Genomic DNA, 20,859 nt, shown 5'->3' with positions numbered 1-20,859 from the left:
TTAAGATGGCACATAAGAAAGCTGCAGGTAGTACACGAAATGGTCGCGATTCAGAAGCTAAACGCCTTGGTGTTAAGCGTTTTGGTGGCGAAGCTGTATTAGCTGGAAACATTATTGTTCGTCAACGTGGTACTAAATTCCACGCTGGAACAAACATGGGTATTGGTAAAGACCACACATTATTTGCTTTAACTGATGGTAAAGTACAATTTGATGTTAAAGGTCCTAAAAACCGTAAGTTTGTAAGTATTGTTGCTTAGTAACGTTACTCAAACTTAATAAAGACCCTGCTTTAAGCAGGGTTTTTTTTTGATACTTAATTACTTGAGTATCTAATACTTATTGCACTAATTAATGGCTCATTTTTAAATGACCTAAATAGTCAATAACTTCGTTGCTTCAATCCCAATAGTCAGCTATTGCTTAACCAAGCGCCTCGTTGTTGAAAATTTATTTACTTTTAATGATGTAACTTTAATTAGTTTAAAGGGTATTCATTTTGTATAAAAAATAACTTTGTTTTCGTAAGTGCAAAAAATAACTTATAATAAGGCAATAGTTTAATCTTGGAGTGTTTCAAAGCACCATGAAATTCGTTGATGAAGTTGAAATTAGAGTTGAGGCCGGAGACGGCGGCAACGGTTGTGTAAGTTTTCGAAAAGAAAAGTACATTGAATACGGCGGACCTAATGGTGGTGACGGCGGTGACGGCGGTGACGTTTATTTAATGGCTGACGAAAGCCTGAATACCTTAATTGATTACCGCTTCGAGCGTTTTCATCGTGCTAAGCGCGGTCAAAATGGTCAAAGTCGTGATTGTACGGGTAAAGGTTCAGAAGATTTAATTTTGAAAGTACCTGTTGGTACACGTGCTATGGATGTAGACACCGGTGAACAATTAGGTGACTTAACCCGCAATGAACAAAAAATGTTAGTGGCTAAAGGCGGCTGGCATGGTTTAGGCAATACGCGTTTTAAAAGTAGTACTAACCGCGCTCCTCGTCAAAAAACCGATGGCACACCGGGCGAAATACGTAGTCTCAAGCTTGAGCTATTGTTACTCGCCGATGTAGGTTTGTTAGGTTTACCTAATGCAGGTAAGTCTACTTTGATACGCAGTGTTTCAGCGGCTCGACCTAAAGTAGCAGATTATCCATTTACTACGTTGGCGCCTAACTTAGGTGTAGTTCGCCTAGATACGCAACGTAGTTTTGTTATTGCTGATATTCCTGGTTTGATTGAAGGCGCAGCAGAAGGCGCAGGCTTAGGTACACAGTTTCTTAAGCATCTAGAGCGTTGTCGAATTTTATTACATCTTGTTGATGTAATGCCTGCCGATGGCTCTGATCCGCTTGAAAACGCTAAAACTATTATCAGTGAATTAGAGCGTCATTCAGCAAAACTTTTTGCTAAACCGCGCTGGTTAGTGTTTAACAAGCTTGATTTAATGTTAGAAGATGAAGCGAAAGCGCTAACAGATAGTATTGTTGCTGGCTTAAATTGGACTGGCGAAGTACGAAGTGTCTCTGCTATCAATAAATTTGGTACCGCTGACCTAACGCAAGGCGTGATGACTTTTATCGAAGGGCTTCCTCCAGAAATCGAAGAAACACCAGAAGATAAAACGGTTGAGTTCAAGTGGGATACTTACCACGAAGAAGCGGTATCCGGCGTTGAAGACGAATTAGGTGACGAAGACTGGGATGAAGATGAATACGATGTAGAAGTTGAATATCGTAAGTAATTATTCACTGTTCATTTAGTTAGTTGTTATAAAAAAGCCCAAGTATAATTTACTTGAGCTTTTTTTTTAGGGGGTAAATCGCTATTATCCCCTGATGAGTGATGTTAAATAAGCCCGTGAAACAATAATGAGTTATTTCATTAAGCACATAGTGAATTATTCCCTTTAGAGAGACCATGTTAATGACCCTACTTTCGATGATTGTCGCCCATGCTGATAACCGTATTATTGGCAAAGATAATAATATGCCGTGGCACTTACCGGCTGATTTAGCCTATTTTAAAAAAACGACGTTAGGTAAGCCGATTATTATGGGGCGAAAGACCTATGAATCTATTGGTCGTCCTTTACCAGGTAGACAAAATATTGTTATTTCACGTGACCAAAACTACCGCGCTGATGGTGTAGACAGTGCTACGTCAGTCGAGCAAGCTTTACTGCTAGCGGGTGAAGTAGACGAAGTGATGGTCATTGGTGGTGGTGCTATTTACAGCCATTGTTTACCCCTCGCTAACCGTCTTTACATTACTCATATCAAAGCCGATATCGATGGCGATACTCAGTTTCCTGAATATAATACGGTGGAAGATTGGCAACTAACCAGTAGCGTTAAACTCAGTGCCGATGACAAAAATAGTTTTGATGTGGATTTTTGTGTTTATCAACGAAAATAAACACCTTAAAGAAAAAAAACGCATACGCTAGTATGCGTTTTTCATTGAGCGGCTAGCAAGCTAGGCACTAATATCTGCTGGTAATAACAGGCATTAGCGGTTATTTGTTTTTAGTGATTAACTCGTATGCCCCTTGAATATCTTGTGCTTTTTGTTTGGCAATTTCCATCATTTCTGGTGGTAAACCTTTAGCAACCAACTTATCAGGATGATGTTGCGACATTAACTTTCGATAAGCTTTCTTAATATCCTTTTCAGGTGTGTCTGCTGCAACACCTAACACTTTGTAGGCATTCTCTAATTGAGATTGAGAGCTTTTACCTGATTGACCTTGATGAAATTGTGCACCAGCGATAATCATTTCTAAGAGTCTATCAAGCTCTTTACTTGAAAAGCCTAATTGCTGCGCTATGGTGTGTAAGGCTTGGCGTTCATCACTGTCTAGGTGACCATCAGCAAAAGCGACTTGAATTTGAATCTCTAAAAAGAGTAATAATAAATCATGACGATTTCCGCAAACTTGTTTAAATTTTGCAAGGTTATCGTTCAGTGGAAAACCCGCCATTTTACCTTCTCTAAAGGCATCTTGCGCTTGTTGTCTTGACTCTCCCTGCAACGATAATTTGTCCATATAAGCATTGGCGAATTCAATTTCATGCTTTGACACTAAGCCATTCGCTTTTGCCATGTAGCCCATCACTGAAAAAGAAGTGTAAAAGAATGCGCTCTGGCGTTCACTTTCTGAGCTTTTCGAGCCTGAAAGATTATTGAAATTAAGGCCTCTGCCTTTATCAAAGTTATGACCAATAAACATGCCTATTAATGCACCTAGTAGGTTTTTACTCAGCATAAAACCAAATATAAAGCCTAAAAGTTTTCCCCATATTCTCATTATCAATATTACCTGTTTGTGTTATTAATTGATTAACTTATCTATTTAGATACGCTAAACGTTCTGGCGTACCAACATCGGTCCATGCACAATCGAGTATGCTTGCTGAAACCGTACCGTCGCTAACCGCACTTTTGAGCATCGGACCAAGCTTTAATGCTGGCATGGCATTTTTATCTTTAAAAAAATCAGCGCGAAATAAACTAATACCACTAAAGGTGTAAGTATTTTTCTGTGTTGATTCTGACTGATTTACAATATTGGTGAGTTGATTGTTATCAAAAATAAAATCACCTTTTATATTATGATCAGGATTGTTAACTAAGCAGATATGCGCTAACCGGTCTTTGGCTAATGTCGGTAAGTTAGCAAAGTTAACATCAGTAAATATATCGCCATTTATCAGCATAAAGGCTTCATTATCGTTATTATTGCTTAATAAAGGTAGCGCTTGAATAATACCGCCAGCCGTTTCAAGTGCACCACTATTTTCTGGACTGTAGCTTATATTAACCCCGAATTTTTTACCATCACCTAAATAGTCAACGATCATCTCTCCTAACCAGGCATAGTTAATAACAATATCTGTGATGCCACACTGGGCGAGTTTATTAATATGGTATTCGATTAGCGGGATCCCAGCTACTCTGAGTAAAGGTTTTGGGCAATGATCCGTTAAGGGGCGCATACGTTCACCACGACCAGCGGCTAAAATCATCGCTTTCATGTTAATGTACCCGCTTTAAGATTTTGCATCGCAGGCAGTACTTTTACTAATAAAAGCTGATGTAAAGAGGCTAATTCAGGGTATTTTTCACTGATCTCAACAAGGTAGCTAAGTGTTAGCGGAATATCTTTTAAGTAGCCGCTTTTATTATCGCGATGATGTAAACGGGCAAAGATACCACTCGCTTTAATGTGGCGTTGTAAGCCAGTTAAATCAAACCAGCGCTGCCATTGCTGGCGAGTGATATCGTTTAATGAATAGTGCTCTGTCATTATATCTATATAGCGGTTTAGTAACAATGAAACAGACTCGTTCGGCCATTTCAGGTAGCAGTCACGGAGTAACGAGACGATATCGTAAGTGATAGGACCAATGACCGCGTCTTGAAAGTCAATAATGCCGAAATTATTATCCTCGAGGATCATAATATTTCTACTATGGTAATCTCGGTGCACTAAGACTTGCGGTTGGCTCAGCATATTTTCTGTTAATATTGAAAAGCAATCTATTAACTGCTGTTGCTCTTCAGTAGTTAATATAATTGATAGGTGCTCAGTTAATAACCATTGTGAGAAAATATTCAGTTCAAGCTCAACAAATGCTTGATCATAATGCGGTAATTCTTGAGTATTCTTGGGCAATGCAGACTGAATTTTTGGTAAAATATCGATAGCTTTTTGATAGGTGATAATGATATTTTCAGTCGATAAAATATCAGCTAATAGCGTTTCACCAAAATCAGCTAAGCAAAGAAAACCTAGTGATAAATCAGCCGCAATAATTTCAGGCACTAAGACATTATTATCCTTAAGACTCTTTTGCATAAAAACAAAAGCCGCGTTATTAGATTTATCTTTAGGGGCATCAACGGCGATAAATGAACGACCCTTTATCGAAAAACGATAATAGCAGCGAAAGCCAGCATCGCCAGTTAAGGGGGTCAATTGAATATGTTCGCCTGAAAATTGTTTATCCAACCATAGGTGTAACGCTTGAATTCGAGAGCTTGGCAAGTTTTCTATTCCTCAAGTAAATGGTACTAATAGTTATCTTAGGTGAGGGCATAAATGAGTAATGCCAACCCGTATTACCAATATACCGAATTAGCACCCTAAAGAAAATTGCTATATTATCTAAGTGTTTGAGTATAAAATGTGGCTCGCTTTCATCTTTGTTGCTTTAATCATTCATCTATCGGACTTTTAATGTCATTTCCGCGCTATTTAATTTTAATAATTACTTGTTTATCAATGGCTAAATATAGTGTTGCTCAACAAGTTACCGATATTCTCGATGGTATGGCTCAATGCCCTATACCGACTTACCCACAGTTAACCGCTACTCAATCTACTGAAAAGAGTAAAGCGATCACTATTTTAGCTGATAAATCGGGTATTAATAAAAATAAAGTCGCTAAATTTACCGGCAATGTAATGTTGATTAACAGTCAGCAGACAATTCTTGCTAATGAGATTGAGCTTAATAGAGAAAGTTCATCGGTTAAGGCCACGGGCGATATTCACTTTCAAAATAAAGGCATTGATATTTTTGCCGACCAATTGAACATAAGTGAATCGCTCGGCGCGACTACCTTGAAAAATACTCAGTATCAACTCGCGGGAATAGCAGGACACGGTGGTGCTGGTATTATTTCTGTGTCTAGAGAAGGTACCTTGTCATTAATTGACTCTTCTTTTACTACTTGTTATGGCGCTTCACCTGATTGGCAAATGAATGCCAGCGAAATTAATATTTCTAAAGATGAACGTTATTTAGAAGCTTATAATGCAAGGTTTTCAGTTTTTAATGTGCCGGTCTTGTACCTACCTTATTTTACGATTCCTATTGGTGATGATAGACAATCGGGTTTTTTATATCCTGAAATTGGTAATTCAGGTAAATCAGGTTTTACCACGTCAATTCCTTATTACTGGAATATTGCCCCTAATATTGATGCGACGATTACCCCAAAATACATGTTGAAGCGTGGCAGTCAATTAATGACAGAATTTCGTTATTTGCATGATGAACAACAAGGACAATTTGATCTCGAATATCTAGATCAAGACAATGAACAAGAAAATAGCACCGATGCACGATATTTAGTGCGTATGCAACATGTTGGCACCTTTTCAGAGCGCTTTCGCGCTTTCGTTGACTACACAACAATTAGTGATGATAACTATTTAGTTGATATTGGTAGTAAGCACTACAATGATAATGATGCTTACTTATATCAAACAGGTGAATTAGCTTATTTTGCGGATAGTTGGCAAGCCAAGGTAAAATTACAAGACTTTGAAGTACTCGGCGATAATAAAACAAACTATAAAGCGCTTGCTCAACTCGAACTTGCCAGCCATCAAAAAATTGATGTTTTAGACGGGTTATTCGATGTCTATTCTGAAGTCACCAATTTTGACAATGCCGATAAAACTCAAGTAACCGCACAGCGCTATCATGTTGAAGCGGGTTTAACCTTCCCTTTGGTTACGCCAGCTTGGTTTTTGAATTCAGAATTTAAAATACTACAAACCCATTACCAACAAGACAATATTCCTTTGGAAAGTGAGCTTGAAGAAAGTGTAAGCAGAACATTACCTAAAGTCCGTTTTCATGGTGGGGTTAATTTTGATAGGCAAAGTCATTTTTGGGGAAATAGTTTTACACAAACCTTAGAGCCGCAACTGCAATATCTTTATATTCCTGAAAAAGATCAAAGTAATATAGGGCTATATGATACAACCACACTACAAGATGACTATAACGGTCTATTTCGTGATAAACGTTTTAGTGGTTTAGATAGGATAGCTCAAGCTAATCAATATTCTTGGGGAATAACGAGTCGTTTACTCGACAGTGCCAATCAAGAACAACTTAGGGTCAGCTTAGGACGAATTGTTTATCTTAATGACAGTAATTTTACCTTTGAAGAAAACCAAGGAATTGTAGCCGATGCTTCGGCATTAGCGGCAGAAGTCTACGCTCGTATAAATAGTAGTTGGCAGTTCAGTAGCGACATTCAATATAATACAGAAGATGATGTTACCAACAAGAGTCAAACCAGTATTGATTATCTTTTTGGTGAAAATCAAACAATACAATTGAACCATCGATACACTCGTGATGTCTCAGGTATAACATTAGAGCAACTATCTTTAGCGGGGAATGTCAGCATAAATAAAAATTGGCAAGTTATTAGCCGAGTAACTCAAGATTTACAGCAAAATCGAAGCATAGAAACTTATGCGGGTTTACAGTACCAAAGTTGCTGTTGGTCACTGAGTTTTGCTTATCATCGTTATATTACAGCAAACTTTGATGAACCATCGAGTAATAATAAAAATCGCGATGAATTCAACAATGGTTTTATGCTAAGATTTAGCATGAGAACAAAAGACATTACAGATATGTTCAACTCAAGTATATTTGGCTACAAACGCCCTTACTTTCTCAATAATTAAATATAAGAAATAGACGATACATGAAAAAATCATTGAAATTTTTACTTTTAACAAGCGCTTTGACGGTAACATCTTTTTTTCCAGTACAAGCACAACAAGTTGAACTTGATCGAGTATCAGCCATTGTAAATGGTGGTGTTGTTTTGGAATCTGAAATAAAAGACCTAATCGCAACCATAAAAAAACAAGCACTAAAAAATGATCAAAGTTTACCATCAGATAAAGCGTTAAGAACGCAGGTCACTGAAAAGTTGATCAACGATGCGTTGATCACTCAATTAGGCGAACGTATGGGTGTGCAAGTGAGTGATGCACAACTTGATGAAACGCTAACGAATATGGCGAAAGAAGAAAAATTAACGTTAGACCAGTTTCGTCAGAATCTTGTTAAAGATGGCACAGATTACGATAAGTATCGTGAACTAGTCAGAACTGAACTTATTTCTGGCGAGGTACGCCGCAATAGTGTTAGTCGCCGTATTTATGTTTCACCACAAGACGTGGCTAATTTGATTTCTTCTATGGAAGAAAAAATTAATACTGATGTTGAATATCGTCTGGGACACATACTGATTGAGTTCCCAGCGAATCCAACACAAGATGATATGAATGCCGCTAAAGTTCGCGCTGAAAAAGTAATTGAATTGCTTAATAACGGCAGTGACTTTGCAAAAATTGCTATTGCTTCTTCAGGCGGGTCAAATGCCTTAGAAGGTGGTGATTTAGGTTGGAAAAATATCAATGAATTACCGACATTATTCTCATCAATTGTTGATGGTGAGAAAAAAGAATCAATTTTAGGACCTATCCGTACCGGTTTAGGTTTTAGTATTGTAAAAATTATAGATATTCGTGGTTTGCAAATCGTTGAAGTAGAAGAAGTGAAAGCACGGCACATATTGATTGAACCTTCTGTTATCTTGAGTGAAGCCAAAGCTGAAAGTATTCTGCTAGGCCTTATGGACAGAGTTAACGCAGGTGAAGCTGATTTTGGCGACTTAGCTAAAGAGTATTCAGACGGACCTACTTCAGTGCGAGGTGGTGATCTAGGTTGGTCAGACCCTGATGTTTACGATCCTACTTTTAAGGCGGCCTTAGCGCGATTAAAAGTTGATGAAATGCATAAGCCTTTTAGAACTTCATTTGGTTGGCATTTAGCGCAATTAACGGGTCGAAGAACACTTGATGCGACAGAACAAATGAATGAAAGTAAAGCTCGTCGCATTTTATTCAATAGAAAGTTTGGTTTAGAAAGTGCGCGTTGGATTAAAGAGCTTCGTGATGAAGCCTATGTAGAGATTTTTAGTCGAGATACAAAATAATGACAAAGCGTATAGCTATCACGCCAGGCGAACCTGCAGGAATTGGCCCAGACTTAACCATTTTCATTGCTCAGCAAGATTGGCCCGTTGAGCTTGTGGTAATTGCTTGTAAAAAGTTAATGCAAGAGCGCGCTGAAGTTTTAGGTTTACCACTCACATTTATTGATTATGATGTTTCGAAAGCCGCTAAACCTCAAAAAGCCGGGACACTAACGATATTGTCTGTCGATATGGCTGAGGCTTGTATTCCTGGTGAGCTTAATGCTGAAAATGGTAGTTATGTCATTGAAACATTAAGAATTGCCAGTGAAAAAAATATCTCTGGTGAAATCGATGCTATTGTCACTGGCCCCGTGCATAAAGGGTTAATTAATAAAGCGGGTATCGCTTTCAGTGGTCATACAGAATATTTTGCTAGCCAAGCTAACTGTGCCGATGTCGTGATGATGTTGGCGACAGAAGGCTTAAGAGTTGCATTAGTGACAACGCATATTCCTTTAGCTTATGTTTCTAAAGCGATCACCGCAGAACGTTTACAAAAAGTCACTCGTATTTTAAATACCGATCTTATTAATAAATTTGGTATTAAAGAGCCTAAAATCTACGTATGTGGCATAAACCCTCATGCGGGAGAAGATGGGCATCTAGGTCGAGAAGAAATCGATGTGATGATCCCAGCCTTAAATGTACTCAGAGATGAAGGCATCAAGCTTATTGGGCCATTACCTGCTGATACTATCTTCCAGGAGAAGTACTTAAGTGATGCTGATGCCATTTTAACTATGTATCATGATCAAGGCTTGCCAGTCTTGAAATATAAAGGCTTTGGCGCTTCGGTTAATATTACCTTAGGCTTACCTTTTGTTCGAACCTCGGTAGATCACGGTACCGCACTTGAATTAGCGGGTACCAACTTAGCTGACCCAGGAAGCTTTATTGAAGCAATCACCACAGCCATTAAATTAGCAAATAATCAATCATGAATAATAAAACTCATCTAGGCCACCAGGCCAAAAAACGCTTTGGACAAAACTTTTTACATGACGAAGGTGTGATCAGTAAAATTGTTGATGCTATCGACCCTGAGCCGGGAGAAAATCTTATCGAGATTGGTCCTGGATTAGGCGCATTAACCGAACCGGTTATTGACCGAGCCGGTGCTATTTCTGTTGTCGAACTTGACAGAGATCTTGCCCATCGTTTACGTCATCATCCTTTTATTGCTGATAAAATTACTATTTACGAAGCGGATGCCCTTAAATTTGATTTTAGTGAAATAGCGACCGCAGAACGACCTTTAAGAATTTTTGGCAACTTACCTTACAACATTTCTACGCCACTTATTTTTCATCTTTTAACGTTTAAAGATAGCGTGAAAGATATGCACTTTATGCTGCAAAAAGAAGTTGTTCAACGCATGGCTGCTAGTGAAAATTGTAAAGCCTACGGTCGGCTTTCAATCATGACGCAATATCAGTGTCAGGTTATCCCTGTTATGCAAATAGGCCCAGAAGCTTTTAAGCCAGCGCCTAAGGTTGATTCTGCTATCGTGAGATTAATTCCTCATGGTGAGATTAAAAATCCAGTAAAAGATATTAAATCGCTTAACCAAGTTTGTTTGGCGGCATTTAACCAACGTAGAAAAACGATACGCAATAGTTTTAAAAAATTGTTTACGGTTGAACAATTAGCGGCTTTAGGTATCGATGCAAGACTTCGTGCAGAGAACTTACCGATCACAGATTATATCAAACTGGCAAATTTCTTAACTGATAACCCGGTTGAGTTATGAAGGACGATTCAACATTAACTACAGTCGAATCGATTTCTATGGGATATGATATTTCGGTCAGTGTTAAAACTGAGTATATTGCCTCACAATTGATTGAAAACGAAAAGAACTATGTATTTAGTTATACGATTAGTATTGCCAATAATAGTAATAAACCGGTTAAATTATTGTCTCGTTATTGGTTGATTACCGATGGCGACAATAAGACCTCTACCGTTGCCGGTGAAGGTGTTATCGGTAAGCAGCCTATCATAGCGCCAGACAACACGTACACTTATACCAGCGGTTGTATCTTAAAAACCCCAGTCGGTACTATGCAGGGCCATTACCAAATGCTAAGTGATGATAATGACTTGCAACAAGTTGAGATACCTGTTTTTGGTTTAGCTCAGCCACACATTCTTAACTAACTGCGACGCTTCGTTTATGGCTATCTATTTTGTCGGAGATATTCAAGGCTGTTACCACGAACTACGCGCCTTACTAGACCAAGTTGCCTTTTCGCCTGAAACTGACCAGCTTTGGCTAGCGGGTGATCTGGTTGCTAGAGGTCCAGACTCCTTAAAAACGCTGAGATATATAAAAGCACTGGGTAATAGTGCTCGAGTGGTTTTAGGTAATCATGACCTGCACTTATTAGCTATTTATGGTGGCTTGAAAAAAGCAAAAGCTAGCGATTGTTTCGATGAATTATTAGCTGCTGCAGACGTTGATGAGTTAATGGGTTGGCTTGCTAGTCAACCGCTTATCCAAAAGTTACCCAATGAAAATGTTTATATGAGTCATGCAGGTTTGCCACCCTTTTGGACACCTGCAGAAGCTATGGAACAAGCAAACGATGTTAATATCAAGCTAGCATCAGCGCTAAGAAATGATTGGTTAGCCATAATGTATGGTGAAGAACCTAATCTATGGTCTTTGGCAAAATCTGCTGATGAAAAATTTCGAGTGACCGTTAACTCACTGACCAGAATGCGTTATTGCCAACTCGATTATGGCTTAGAGTTTTCATGTAAGCTTGCAGTTGAGCAAGCACCTGCCCATATAAAACCTTGGTTTGAGTTTACACAAAAACAAACAAATTATAGTTGGATATTTGGTCATTGGGCTTCATTAATGGGGCACTGTCCTGTTGACAATATTTATGCATTAGATACAGGGTGCGTCTGGGGCGGACATCTAACGTTATTACGATGGTCTGACAAGCAGTTGTTTACTGAGCCTTGCCACAGTGCAAAACAAAAATAAAAAAACTTATGATAAAGCAATAACTAAAGGTGAAAAATAGCTTAAGCTTGTTATAATAAAATTAACGGTTAAGTTTTTAACAATATTAACCGATAATCTAATCGACAATAATGACAAATAAGCTATGATTATTGGCTTTGAAAATATAGGCCTGCATTCAAGGAAGTAGCAATTAATTTAGTTTACACTCGTACTCAATACTATCTATTTACACGGTGACATTTATGAATTTAACGGTAGCAATGAAAATAATGGGTGGTTTTGCCATTATTGCAGTCTTACTAGTAATAACTAGTGCTATATCTCTATGGAATTTGAACATAATTAAAGGCTCTACTGTACAACAAAGTGAGTTGGCGATCCCGACATTAAAAGGGAGTAACAAGCTTGCTAACACCTTAACCCAAATAGGTAACCTTACTTTACGTGCATATTATCAAACCGAATTAACGCCACTTAATAATAATCTTACGGCATATAATCAAGATAAAGATGACTTTACTACTGAGCTGAAGAAATTAAAGCAAGTGGTGCGAAATGAAAATTCTTTATTAACTAATCTAGGTCAAGTCGATTCAGTTTATGCAGAACTCGAAAAAGAAATAGGATTGGTTTTTAGTAATAGGCAAGCCAGTATTAATCAAGCGCTTATTTTAAGAGAAAAAATAGCTAACCTTGAAGAAAAAGCTGATGATGCAGCTACGATGTTACTAGACCTTGCCGACCACGACTTAGCTGACACTAAGCTTCAGCGAGCTGTTAGTTTAGGTGAAAGTATTGAAACCTTACTTAATGGGCTAGTAAGCTCAGCACTTGAATATCGAGGTTTAATCGACAGGTCGTCAACAGATTTAGTCGGTAACCAAATATCCAATAGCTTTGTTGATGTAAATAAATCATTTACCGATATTATATCCGAGCTATCTAATCAAGGCGCCGAAGATGTAGCTGATGATTTGTCTGTTGCTTTGAGTGAATTAACTGAATTAATTAACTCTAACAATGATATTTTTTCTCACAAAGATAAACAACTGATTGCCCTTAAAGTCGCAACAGAAAACTTAGATGCTGCAGAACGTGACATCAAAAAAGCCAATGCCATTTTAGAAAAACAAGTCGATTTAGCGAATCAAACTGCGATGACGGCGGGTAAACTTGTTCAAGAAAAAGTGGCCGATGGTAACTCACAAACTATAGGTATTATGATTTTTTCAATTGTTGCCGCAATTGGTATTGCTTGGTTTACACTGCTTAGTATTACCCGACCACTGTCTTTGGTTAATAAAATGCTTAACATCGTTGCTTCTGGTGATTTATCTCATAAGTTAGATGAAACGGGTAAAGATGAATTTGCTGAATTATCACGTAACTGTAATTTATTAATTGATAGTTTGCGTACGCTTATTCAAGGTATTGTTAGTCGCTCTACACAACTAGCAACTGCCGCAGAAGAAACTTCAGCGGTAACCGCACAAGGTACCATTGCTATTGCAGAGCAACGTTCACAAGTTGAACAAGCCGCTTCTGCGACTACGCAAATGAGCAGTACTTCTCAAAGTGTACTATCTAGTGCTAATGATACACTAGGTGAAATAAAGCAAGCTGATGACGAAGCCAAGCGTATAAAAATTATTTCTGAACGTAATCGCCAAACTATCGGCTTACTTGCTGACGAAGTTGAAGAAGCAGCACAAGTTATCAATAAACTACAGCAAGACAGTGCTTCTATCGGTGGTATTCTTGATGTCATTCGCGGCATAGCTGAGCAAACTAACTTACTGGCATTAAACGCAGCTATTGAAGCCGCTCGTGCCGGAGAGCAAGGTCGTGGTTTTGCCGTAGTTGCTGATGAAGTAAGAACGCTAGCTAGTAGAACGCAAGTGTCTACACAAGAAATACAAAACATGATTGAGGTACTGCAAACCGGTGCTCAACGAGCTGTTGGCGTTATGGATACGGGTAAGAAGCAAGCCGCAAATTGTGTAGAGCAGAGCGAAGAAGCTGAGAAAGCGCTGCAAACTATTACTCATTCGGTTCACGAGGCATTTGATAAAAGTACTCAAATTGCCGCGGCTGCTGAAGAACAAAGTGTCGTCGCTCATGAGATTAGCGTTAATTTAGAATCTATTGTTGCCATTGCTGAACAAACAACGGCAGGTGCACAGCAAACGGCACAATCAAGTAATGAAGTCGCTAAGTTAGCTGAAGAATTACAACAGTCAGTGCAAGAGTTTAAGCTATAAGTGCTAATCGCTCTGCTGATAATGGTTAGCTAATGAATTAACTTGTATTAACGATTAAAAAGCCCCCGCTGAGGATAACTTCAGCGGGGGCTTTTTGTTGATTGTAGCTAACGGGGTAGTAACTTATTGAGATCAGCGTTTGAGTTTATAGCAGATGTTACCAACCAATAGATTTAAGCCAGCCATTTATTGACCTTAACAACGCTTTTTCAGGGTAATAGCCAATTTGATTATTGTGCAGTTCAGTTTGTCGATAATAGACTTTCATTTCTTTAACTGCTTGTGCTTTACGAATTTTAGCGGCAGAGGTCGCTAATTGCTGCTCTCTTGACAGATAGATATCTAAGAGAGGAAACTCACTGGTCGCCAGTACTTTAGCAAATGAGAGGCTTTGCTCTGTAGTATTCATATAACCACTAAGCATGACCATAGCACTTGGCGATTGTAGTTTACCGGTACTGTATAAATTGGCCAGTAATATGGCATGACTGCCTTTTGATACCACGACAAATATACCAGGATAATCTTTAGCTTTTTCCATCACCGCCGTCATTAGTTCGGTCAAATGTTCTTTGTGTGCCAGTAAGGTTTTATCATCGTCTTCGAGTTGAATCGATCGCTTTAATGCGCGAGAAGGGTAACCTAAAGGGATACTTGGTGGCTGAATAGCTATGGTTGTCCAACCTTGGCTAGGCAGTACTTTTTGTAGATAATTTAAAGCGTTGCTACTTTTTGCACTCATTCCCCAGTCAGGGAGCAGTATCATTACCCCTTTTTGATTACTGGCGGTATTTTCATTGATAATGGTAATAAAGTCTTGAGCGCCAGCTAACATAGGCGTTATTTTTTCAGCCGTTAGGTAATGAGTCAGATCTTGTTCTTGTTGCAGTAGCGAATTAATAGGGGCGAAAATTTCTGGACGTTTTTTAGGAGCTACTTTACTGGCATCACCGGATTCATCCGCTGTTTTTGTCGCCTCTTGCTGCTCTGGAACTTTTGGCTTTTCGGTTTTATTTTCTTCTTGGTATAACAATGCATAACTGTTAATAGTAACAAGGCTAAATAGACAGAAAATGATTAATGAAGCTAAAACACGTAAAGACATATGTTCCTTAAAATTATAGGCGGTGAGTACTTACCGAAAATTGTTTAATGGACGTATGATCAATTATCGGCAAATACTTTATTTTCTTAACCAGAAAAAATGCTTATCAAAGAAACGGGCAAGGAACTTTGAAAGTGAGTGTCTTTTCTATACATGGATGTGCGAGCTCTAACATTTGCGCATGCAATAATAACCGTGCACTTGCCGTAACCGCTGACTCATGTGAGTATAATCTGTCACCCAAAATAGGGTGGCCTAAAAATAACATATGGACACGTAGTTGATGAGAACGCCCTGTTATCGGGGTTAATTCAACTAAGGTACTTGGCACCGAGTTAGCATCAGTATCGCGTGATAATACTCGGTAATGGGTCAACGACTGTTTACCACGTTCATGGTCAACCATTTGTCGTGGACGATTTGGCCAGTCACAAATAAGCGGTTGATCGACCGAACCATTATCATCTTTCATATGACCATAGACACGGGCAATATAGCTTTTTTTCGTTTCGCGTTGCTGAAACATTCGACTAATTGCGACATGTGCAGGTTTATGTAACGCCATGATCAATATACCAGATGTTGCCATATCTAATCGATGAACTACCGTTGCGGTTGGCAGCACTTTATTCACTCGACTTTGTAAACAATCTTTATGAGCGGGTAAGCGACCTGACACGGTTAATAAACCACTTTGCTTGTTGATCACCACAATATCATTATCGCGATAAATTATATCAAGGTAAGGCGACATAGGCGGGCAATAAACAAACTCTGGGTTTGGCGCCATAGGCACAACTTTTTGTTGTGCCTGCTGATCGTTTGGAGTTTCGTGTTGGCTTGACATCGTTAGTTACTCACCACTATTAAACGTATCGCTTCAAATTTCAACTGTGCTTTACCTATGTAGTGGCTTAATTCACTTTGCTGTACTTTGATAAAGTCGAGCTCTTGCTGGCGAACACTTGGGTTGATAGTTTTTAGTGCTGTTAAGCGTTGAAATTCTGCATCTAGCGTTTTATGCATATTGGCTAGGGCTTTTTCTTGAATGCTCAAAACCTGTGGCTTAGCATGTGCTTCAGCTTTTGCTACTAAAGGTGTTACTTGATCTTTCAAGGCTTTAACCAATTGTAGCGCTACTTGTTTTTTAACGGGTGCAAGCTGTTGATCTAGAACATTTTCACCCACTTTATCTGCCAAGTCAGTGCCATTCTTATCAACCAAAACACGTATGGGTGTCGTCGGTAAATAACGACCCAGCTGTAAGTGATTGGGAGCGGTTGCTTCGATAGTAAAAATACATTCAATAAAAAATGTTCCTGCCGGCAATGCTTGGTTTTTCAATAAACCTATGCTCGAGTTACCCGTTTGATCACTGAGCACTAAATCCATTGCTCCGCGCACCATAGGGTGGTCCCAAGTTAATAAGTGATAATCTTCACAAGCTAGCGCAGTATCTCGGTTAAAAGTAATGGTTGTACCATCATCAGGCAGGCAAGGGAAATTACCACAAAGCATGTGCTCACTAGGCTGTAAAGCGATGGCATTATCTGACTTGTCGTCTTGAGTGATACCAAAAACATCAAGTACTTGAAACATAAATTGTGGTAATTCAATTTGTTGGTCCAGTGCTGAAATTTCTTTAACTAGTTGGTGAGAGCGGCCTTGACCAGAAGAACGTAATTCTAGTAACTTATCCCGTCCTGACTCTAATTCCGCTTTAAGGGTTAAGTGCTCATCATGGCTTTCATTGATTAACTTTTCTGCGGCTGTCGACTGCCACTGCGCCGTTAAGGCTAAATCAAACAGTTCGTCACCAAACTTATCAAAAATTGCTCGGCCAGTGATACAAGTATGTTCAAAAGCGTTTAAACCATTTTGATACCAGTCAAAAAGTAATCCTTGTGCAGAGTCAGTAAAATAGGGGACATGCAAACGAATGGTTTGTGTTTGTCCAATACGGTCTAAACGACCAATACGCTGTTCTAAAAGATCAGGGTTGCTCGGTAAGTCAAATAACACTAGGTGATGGGCGAATTGGAAGTTTCGACCTTCACTGCCTATTTCAGAACAGAGTAAACATTGTGCACTGTCTTCGTCTTGGGCAAAATAAGCAGCGGCTTTGTCGCGTTCGAATATACTCAAACCTTCATGAAAGACCGCTGCACGAATACCTTCTTTTACGCGTAACGCCGCTTCTAAGTCAATCGCAGTTTGTGCATGCGCACAAATGACCAATAACTTTTCTTTTTTCAATGTTTGTAAAAGTTCGATTAAGTAGTCAACACGAGGGTCGATATCAGTCCAATTTTCATGGCTGTTTAACGAAAACAAAATTTCAGGCGTAAAAACTTGTTTAGCTTGAGCCAAGGTTTTTAAATTTTCACTAGTGTCCGATAATAAAAACTCATTGATTTGCTCTTGATAAGCCTCTGGTAAAGCTAAAGGCGTAGAATGCAATTCACGCTCAGGGAAACCTTTTATGGTATTTCTGCTGTTTCTAAAAAGAATACGGCCAGTGCCATGACGGTCGAGTAGTTGTGTTAGCACTTGTTCTCTTGATGCATCTTGCGCGAGTATTTCATTATCGCTGGGCAATGCTATATTGATGTTTATTAAATGTTGACTGATATCAGTTTCTTTTAATAGCTTAGTCAATGTTGCTTGTTGTGCTGGCGACAAAGCATCTTTAGCAACCAAAGCATTGGCGGCATTGGCGACTTCAGTATAATGGCTTTCTTCTTCTGTAAATTTTTGATAATCAAAGAAACGGTCAGGGTCAAGCAAGCGTAAACGTGCAAAGTGGCTTTCATGACCAAGTTGATCTGGTGTTGCTGTTAATAACAAAACCCCAGGGATAGTCTGGGCTAGTTGCTCAATACATAAATATTCAATGCTAGGGTTGTCTTGATGCCAATTTAAGTGGTGAGCTTCATCAACTACCATTAAATCCCAGTCCTCAGCAATGAGCTCTTCATACCACTCTGGATTTTTGGTAACAAAATCTAAATTAACCAAAACAAGTTGTTCAGTACTAAATGGATTTTCTTGTTCACCTGAGTTTTTTATTTCTTGGCAACGTTCACTATCAAAAATACTAAAATGTAAGTTAAAACGGCGTAACATTTCTACCAACCACTGATGCATAAGTGATTCAGGCACAATAATTAAAATACGTTGTGCACGACCGGTAACAAGCTGCTGGTGAATAATGAGGCCAGCTTCAATGGTTTTACCTAAACCAACTTCATCGGCAAGTAACACGCGAGGTGCAAATCTACAGCCAACTTCTTCAGCGATATAAAGTTGATGAGGAATTAAACTGACTCTGCCACCACTTAAACCCATTAATGGCGATTGCTGCTGAGTATGCTGGTGTTTTAAGCTATCTTTGCGTAAACGAAACCAGTCGAGACGGTCAACTTGACCATTAAGCAATCGATCGTGCGGTTTATTAAATTTGATAAAGTGGTCAATCATCACTTCTTTTAGTGACGTTTCTTCACCGGTATCTTGGCGCTTACCATGGTAAGTGAGTAAGTTGTCAATATCTTCAACCTCTTCAACGATAAGCATCCAGCCTTCGTGGCTAGGAATACTATCCCCTTGGTTGAAAATAACACGTGTTAATGGTGCATTTGCTATGGCATATTGGCGCGATTCACCGGTAGCGGTAAATAAAATAGAAACAAAACGGTGTTCAACCGTTAGTACCGTGCCTAATCCTTGATCCGACTCTCCGTCACTTATCCATCGTTGACCAGGGTAAAAAACCATATAAAAACTCCAAAAATTAAAACCTTGCACGATTTTTAAAAACTTGTGCAACAGAACACGCCAATACGGCATTAAAAAAGGGCGCTATAGTAACGTTAATCATAGTTAGGATCACCAAAAAATGCCGAGAATTTACAAAAGGCGGCAATAAAGTTTGTCTGAGGACAAATAATCTTTCGATGCCACTTGCCAGTGATAAATTTAGCTGGCAAAGTAAAGTTATCATTCACGTAATAAGGTGATCGGTAAAGGTATAGTTACTGTTTTTGGTTTTTTAGTCGCAGTTGAAGACTAAGTGATTAAGCTTACTTAACGATTCTTCTGTGTCACGTTAACTTAGATAGGAGATCTTTGTATGAATGATGAAAAAATTCTTTACGTATTAGACACAAATATTTTATTACACGAACCTTTCGCTTTTCTCTCTTTTAAAGAGCACGACGTGGTCGTCCCCATGACTGTGCTTGAAGAATTAGACTCCATTAAAGACCGCCGCAAAGATGTTAGTCGAGATGCCCGTGTTGCGATACGTGCACTTGAAGATATGCTTGTCGATGCCACTCCTGAAGAAGTACTTGCGGGTGTTAAATTACCTCAAAATGATGACGAACATCCCAGTGGTTGTTTATCAATCTTTAATGATTATACCTTAGAGCAAAAAGCTGGCCGGTTATCTTTTAATGAAAATGACAATCGTATTATTAACGCGGCTTTATACCTACAGGAAAAAAAGGCGCCCAATAAAGTTGTCTTGGTGACTAAAGATATTAATATGCGCTTAAAAGCTAAAGGCGCAGGTTTGGCTTATGTTGAGGATTACCGTACAGATCAGCTTATCGATGATATTAAATTTTTAACGAAAGGCTATCACAAGTTTGAAGGTGACTTTTGGCAACATGTTAATGAGTGTGAGAGTGAAACTGAAGGCCGAAATACCACCCACTATGTTAAGCGTGATGTCCTTCCTAATACTTACATGAATGAATATCTTATTGATGATAGTGAGAACTTTGCCGGCAAAGTTACTGGTTGGGATGACGAAAAATTGTCGATAATGGATTTAAGCCGAGACCGTTTAATGGCAAAACAAGCGTGGGGGATCCATCCAAAAAACATCTACCAGGGGATGGCATTGGATGCTTTACTTGACCCAAGCATAGATTTAGTGATTCTTACTGGGCCAGCAGGTTGTGGGAAAACACTGCTAGCGCTGGCGTCAGCGCTTGAACAAGTAATAGAACGTGGCCTCTATGATAAAGTCATCGTTACGCGCAGTACTCCAGAAATTGCTGAGTCTATTGGCTTTTTACCCGGAACAGAAGAAGAAAAAATGGCGCCTTGGCTCGCGGCTATTACCGATTCATTAGAAGTGTTGCATAAACAAGATGAAAATATGAATGGTAGCCTTGATTACATTATGGAAAAAGCCAATATTCAGTTTAAGTCAGTGAATTTTATGCGCGGCAGAAGTATTCAAAACTCTTTGGTTTTGCTCGACGAATGTCAAAACTTAACGGCATCGCAATTAAAAACAATTATCACTCGTTGCGGTGAGGGTACTAAGCTGGTTTGTTCAGGTAATCTTGCTCAAATTGATAGTAATTATTTAACGGCGGTTACGTCAGGGCTAACCTATATTGTTGAACGTTTTAAAGACTTTTCAGGCAGCTCAACTATTAATCTAAATGGTGTGGTGAGAAGTCGATTAGCTTCTTTTGCCGAGGAAAATTTATAGGGTCAGCTGATTTTATAGGTGATATTTAAAGGCTCATTTTTGAGCCTTTAGTTTTGATAATTGACCGACTTAGCCGTGCGACTAGTTATCAAAGACTATTTTAAGTAAGATGTATTAATTGTTATAAATTAAAATT

The 20,859-nt window shown here is 38.9% G+C and carries 17 protein-coding genes; 11 read left to right on the top strand and 6 right to left on the bottom strand.

Annotated features, from left to right (window positions below; genetic code table 11):
* Window positions 1-5 precede the first annotated feature (5 nt).
* The 3 genes from rpmA to folA all read left to right on the top strand — a co-directional run bounded on the left by rpmA (window position 6) and on the right by folA (window position 2,418).
* Window positions 6-260 carry a 50S ribosomal protein L27 gene (gene rpmA, locus H4J76_RS05180; RefSeq protein ID WP_070375738.1) on the top strand — a complete coding sequence of 85 codons (255 nt, stop codon included), beginning with the start codon at window positions 6-8 and terminating at the stop codon, window positions 258-260.
* A gap of 326 nt (window positions 261-586) precedes the next feature.
* The gene (cgtA, locus tag H4J76_RS05175; protein ID WP_070375739.1) at window positions 587-1,744 is read left to right on the top strand and encodes an Obg family GTPase CgtA; all 1,158 of its coding nucleotides are present in this window, start codon (window positions 587-589) and stop codon (window positions 1,742-1,744) included.
* Between the two features lie 182 nt (window positions 1,745-1,926).
* Complete coding sequence (gene folA, locus H4J76_RS05170) at window positions 1,927-2,418, top strand: type 3 dihydrofolate reductase (protein ID WP_182221736.1); 492 nt, start codon at window positions 1,927-1,929, stop codon at window positions 2,416-2,418.
* A 100-nt stretch (window positions 2,419-2,518) separates the two neighbouring features.
* Here the strand turns inward: folA and djlA are convergent, their stop codons facing one another.
* The 3 genes from djlA to H4J76_RS05155 are packed head-to-tail and all read right to left on the bottom strand — an operon-like array spanning window position 2,519 to window position 5,050.
* A complete protein-coding gene (gene djlA / locus H4J76_RS05165; protein ID WP_070375740.1) occupies window positions 2,519-3,310 on the bottom strand; it encodes a co-chaperone DjlA in 792 nt (263 codons plus the stop codon).
* A 37-nt stretch (window positions 3,311-3,347) separates the two neighbouring features.
* Window positions 3,348-4,037: an N-acetylmuramate alpha-1-phosphate uridylyltransferase MurU gene (gene murU, locus H4J76_RS05160; RefSeq protein WP_182221737.1), complete on the bottom strand. Its 690-nt coding sequence runs from the start codon at window positions 4,035-4,037 to the stop codon at window positions 3,348-3,350.
* Window positions 4,034-5,050 (bottom strand): aminoglycoside phosphotransferase family protein, encoded by a 1,017-nt coding sequence (locus tag H4J76_RS05155; protein WP_182221738.1) that lies wholly within the window; start codon window positions 5,048-5,050, stop codon window positions 4,034-4,036. Before H4J76_RS05155 ends, murU begins: the two co-directional genes overlap by 4 nt.
* 192 nt (window positions 5,051-5,242) lie before the next feature.
* Here H4J76_RS05155 and H4J76_RS05150 point away from each other — a divergent pair, with 192 nt between their 5' ends.
* The 7 genes from H4J76_RS05150 (at window position 5,243) to H4J76_RS05120 (ending at window position 14,106) form a co-directional block, all read left to right on the top strand.
* Window positions 5,243-7,501 carry an LPS-assembly protein LptD gene (locus H4J76_RS05150; RefSeq protein ID WP_182221739.1) on the top strand — a complete coding sequence of 753 codons (2,259 nt, stop codon included), beginning with the start codon at window positions 5,243-5,245 and terminating at the stop codon, window positions 7,499-7,501.
* Between the two features lie 20 nt (window positions 7,502-7,521).
* A complete protein-coding gene (gene surA, locus H4J76_RS05145) occupies window positions 7,522-8,823 on the top strand; it encodes a peptidylprolyl isomerase SurA (RefSeq protein WP_182213745.1) in 1,302 nt (433 codons plus the stop codon).
* Window positions 8,823-9,806 carry a 4-hydroxythreonine-4-phosphate dehydrogenase PdxA gene (gene pdxA, locus H4J76_RS05140; RefSeq protein WP_220465259.1) on the top strand — a complete coding sequence of 328 codons (984 nt, stop codon included), beginning with the start codon at window positions 8,823-8,825 and terminating at the stop codon, window positions 9,804-9,806. Before surA ends, pdxA begins: the two co-directional genes overlap by 1 nt.
* Window positions 9,803-10,615: a 16S rRNA (adenine(1518)-N(6)/adenine(1519)-N(6))-dimethyltransferase RsmA gene (gene rsmA / locus H4J76_RS05135; RefSeq protein WP_070375746.1), complete on the top strand. Its 813-nt coding sequence runs from the start codon at window positions 9,803-9,805 to the stop codon at window positions 10,613-10,615. Before pdxA ends, rsmA begins: the two co-directional genes overlap by 4 nt.
* Window positions 10,612-11,025 carry a Co2+/Mg2+ efflux protein ApaG gene (gene apaG, locus H4J76_RS05130; RefSeq protein ID WP_259364818.1) on the top strand — a complete coding sequence of 138 codons (414 nt, stop codon included), beginning with the start codon at window positions 10,612-10,614 and terminating at the stop codon, window positions 11,023-11,025. The genes rsmA and apaG overlap by 4 nt, the downstream gene beginning before the upstream one ends.
* A 16-nt stretch (window positions 11,026-11,041) precedes the next feature.
* Complete coding sequence (locus H4J76_RS05125) at window positions 11,042-11,863, top strand: symmetrical bis(5'-nucleosyl)-tetraphosphatase (protein ID WP_182213743.1); 822 nt, start codon at window positions 11,042-11,044, stop codon at window positions 11,861-11,863.
* 224 nt (window positions 11,864-12,087) lie between these two features.
* Window positions 12,088-14,106: a methyl-accepting chemotaxis protein gene (locus tag H4J76_RS05120; RefSeq protein WP_182230210.1), complete on the top strand. Its 2,019-nt coding sequence runs from the start codon at window positions 12,088-12,090 to the stop codon at window positions 14,104-14,106.
* Between the two features lie 157 nt (window positions 14,107-14,263).
* On the opposite strand, the gene H4J76_RS05115 is transcribed toward H4J76_RS05120, so the two are convergent.
* The 3 genes from H4J76_RS05115 to rapA all read right to left on the bottom strand — a co-directional run bounded on the left by H4J76_RS05115 (window position 14,264) and on the right by rapA (window position 18,988).
* A complete protein-coding gene (locus H4J76_RS05115; protein WP_182213740.1) occupies window positions 14,264-15,211 on the bottom strand; it encodes a DUF3530 family protein in 948 nt (315 codons plus the stop codon).
* 106 nt (window positions 15,212-15,317) lie between these two features.
* Complete coding sequence (locus H4J76_RS05110) at window positions 15,318-16,001, bottom strand: pseudouridine synthase (protein WP_182230235.1); 684 nt, start codon at window positions 15,999-16,001, stop codon at window positions 15,318-15,320.
* A 59-nt stretch (window positions 16,002-16,060) separates the two neighbouring features.
* Window positions 16,061-18,988 carry an RNA polymerase-associated protein RapA gene (gene rapA / locus H4J76_RS05105; RefSeq protein ID WP_182230209.1) on the bottom strand — a complete coding sequence of 976 codons (2,928 nt, stop codon included), beginning with the start codon at window positions 18,986-18,988 and terminating at the stop codon, window positions 16,061-16,063.
* A 355-nt stretch (window positions 18,989-19,343) separates the two neighbouring features.
* Between rapA and H4J76_RS05100 the strand changes: the two genes are divergently transcribed.
* Complete coding sequence (locus H4J76_RS05100) at window positions 19,344-20,723, top strand: PhoH family protein (RefSeq protein ID WP_182221744.1); 1,380 nt, start codon at window positions 19,344-19,346, stop codon at window positions 20,721-20,723.
* The last annotated feature ends 136 nt before the right edge of the window (window positions 20,724-20,859 follow it).

Origin of the sequence: Colwellia sp. BRX9-1, assembly GCF_014077195.1 — a bacterium.
In the GTDB taxonomy this organism is placed as follows: domain Bacteria; phylum Pseudomonadota; class Gammaproteobacteria; order Enterobacterales; family Alteromonadaceae; genus Colwellia_A.
Note: the sequence above shows the minus strand (reverse complement) of the source record. Positions and strands in the feature narration are given on the sequence as shown.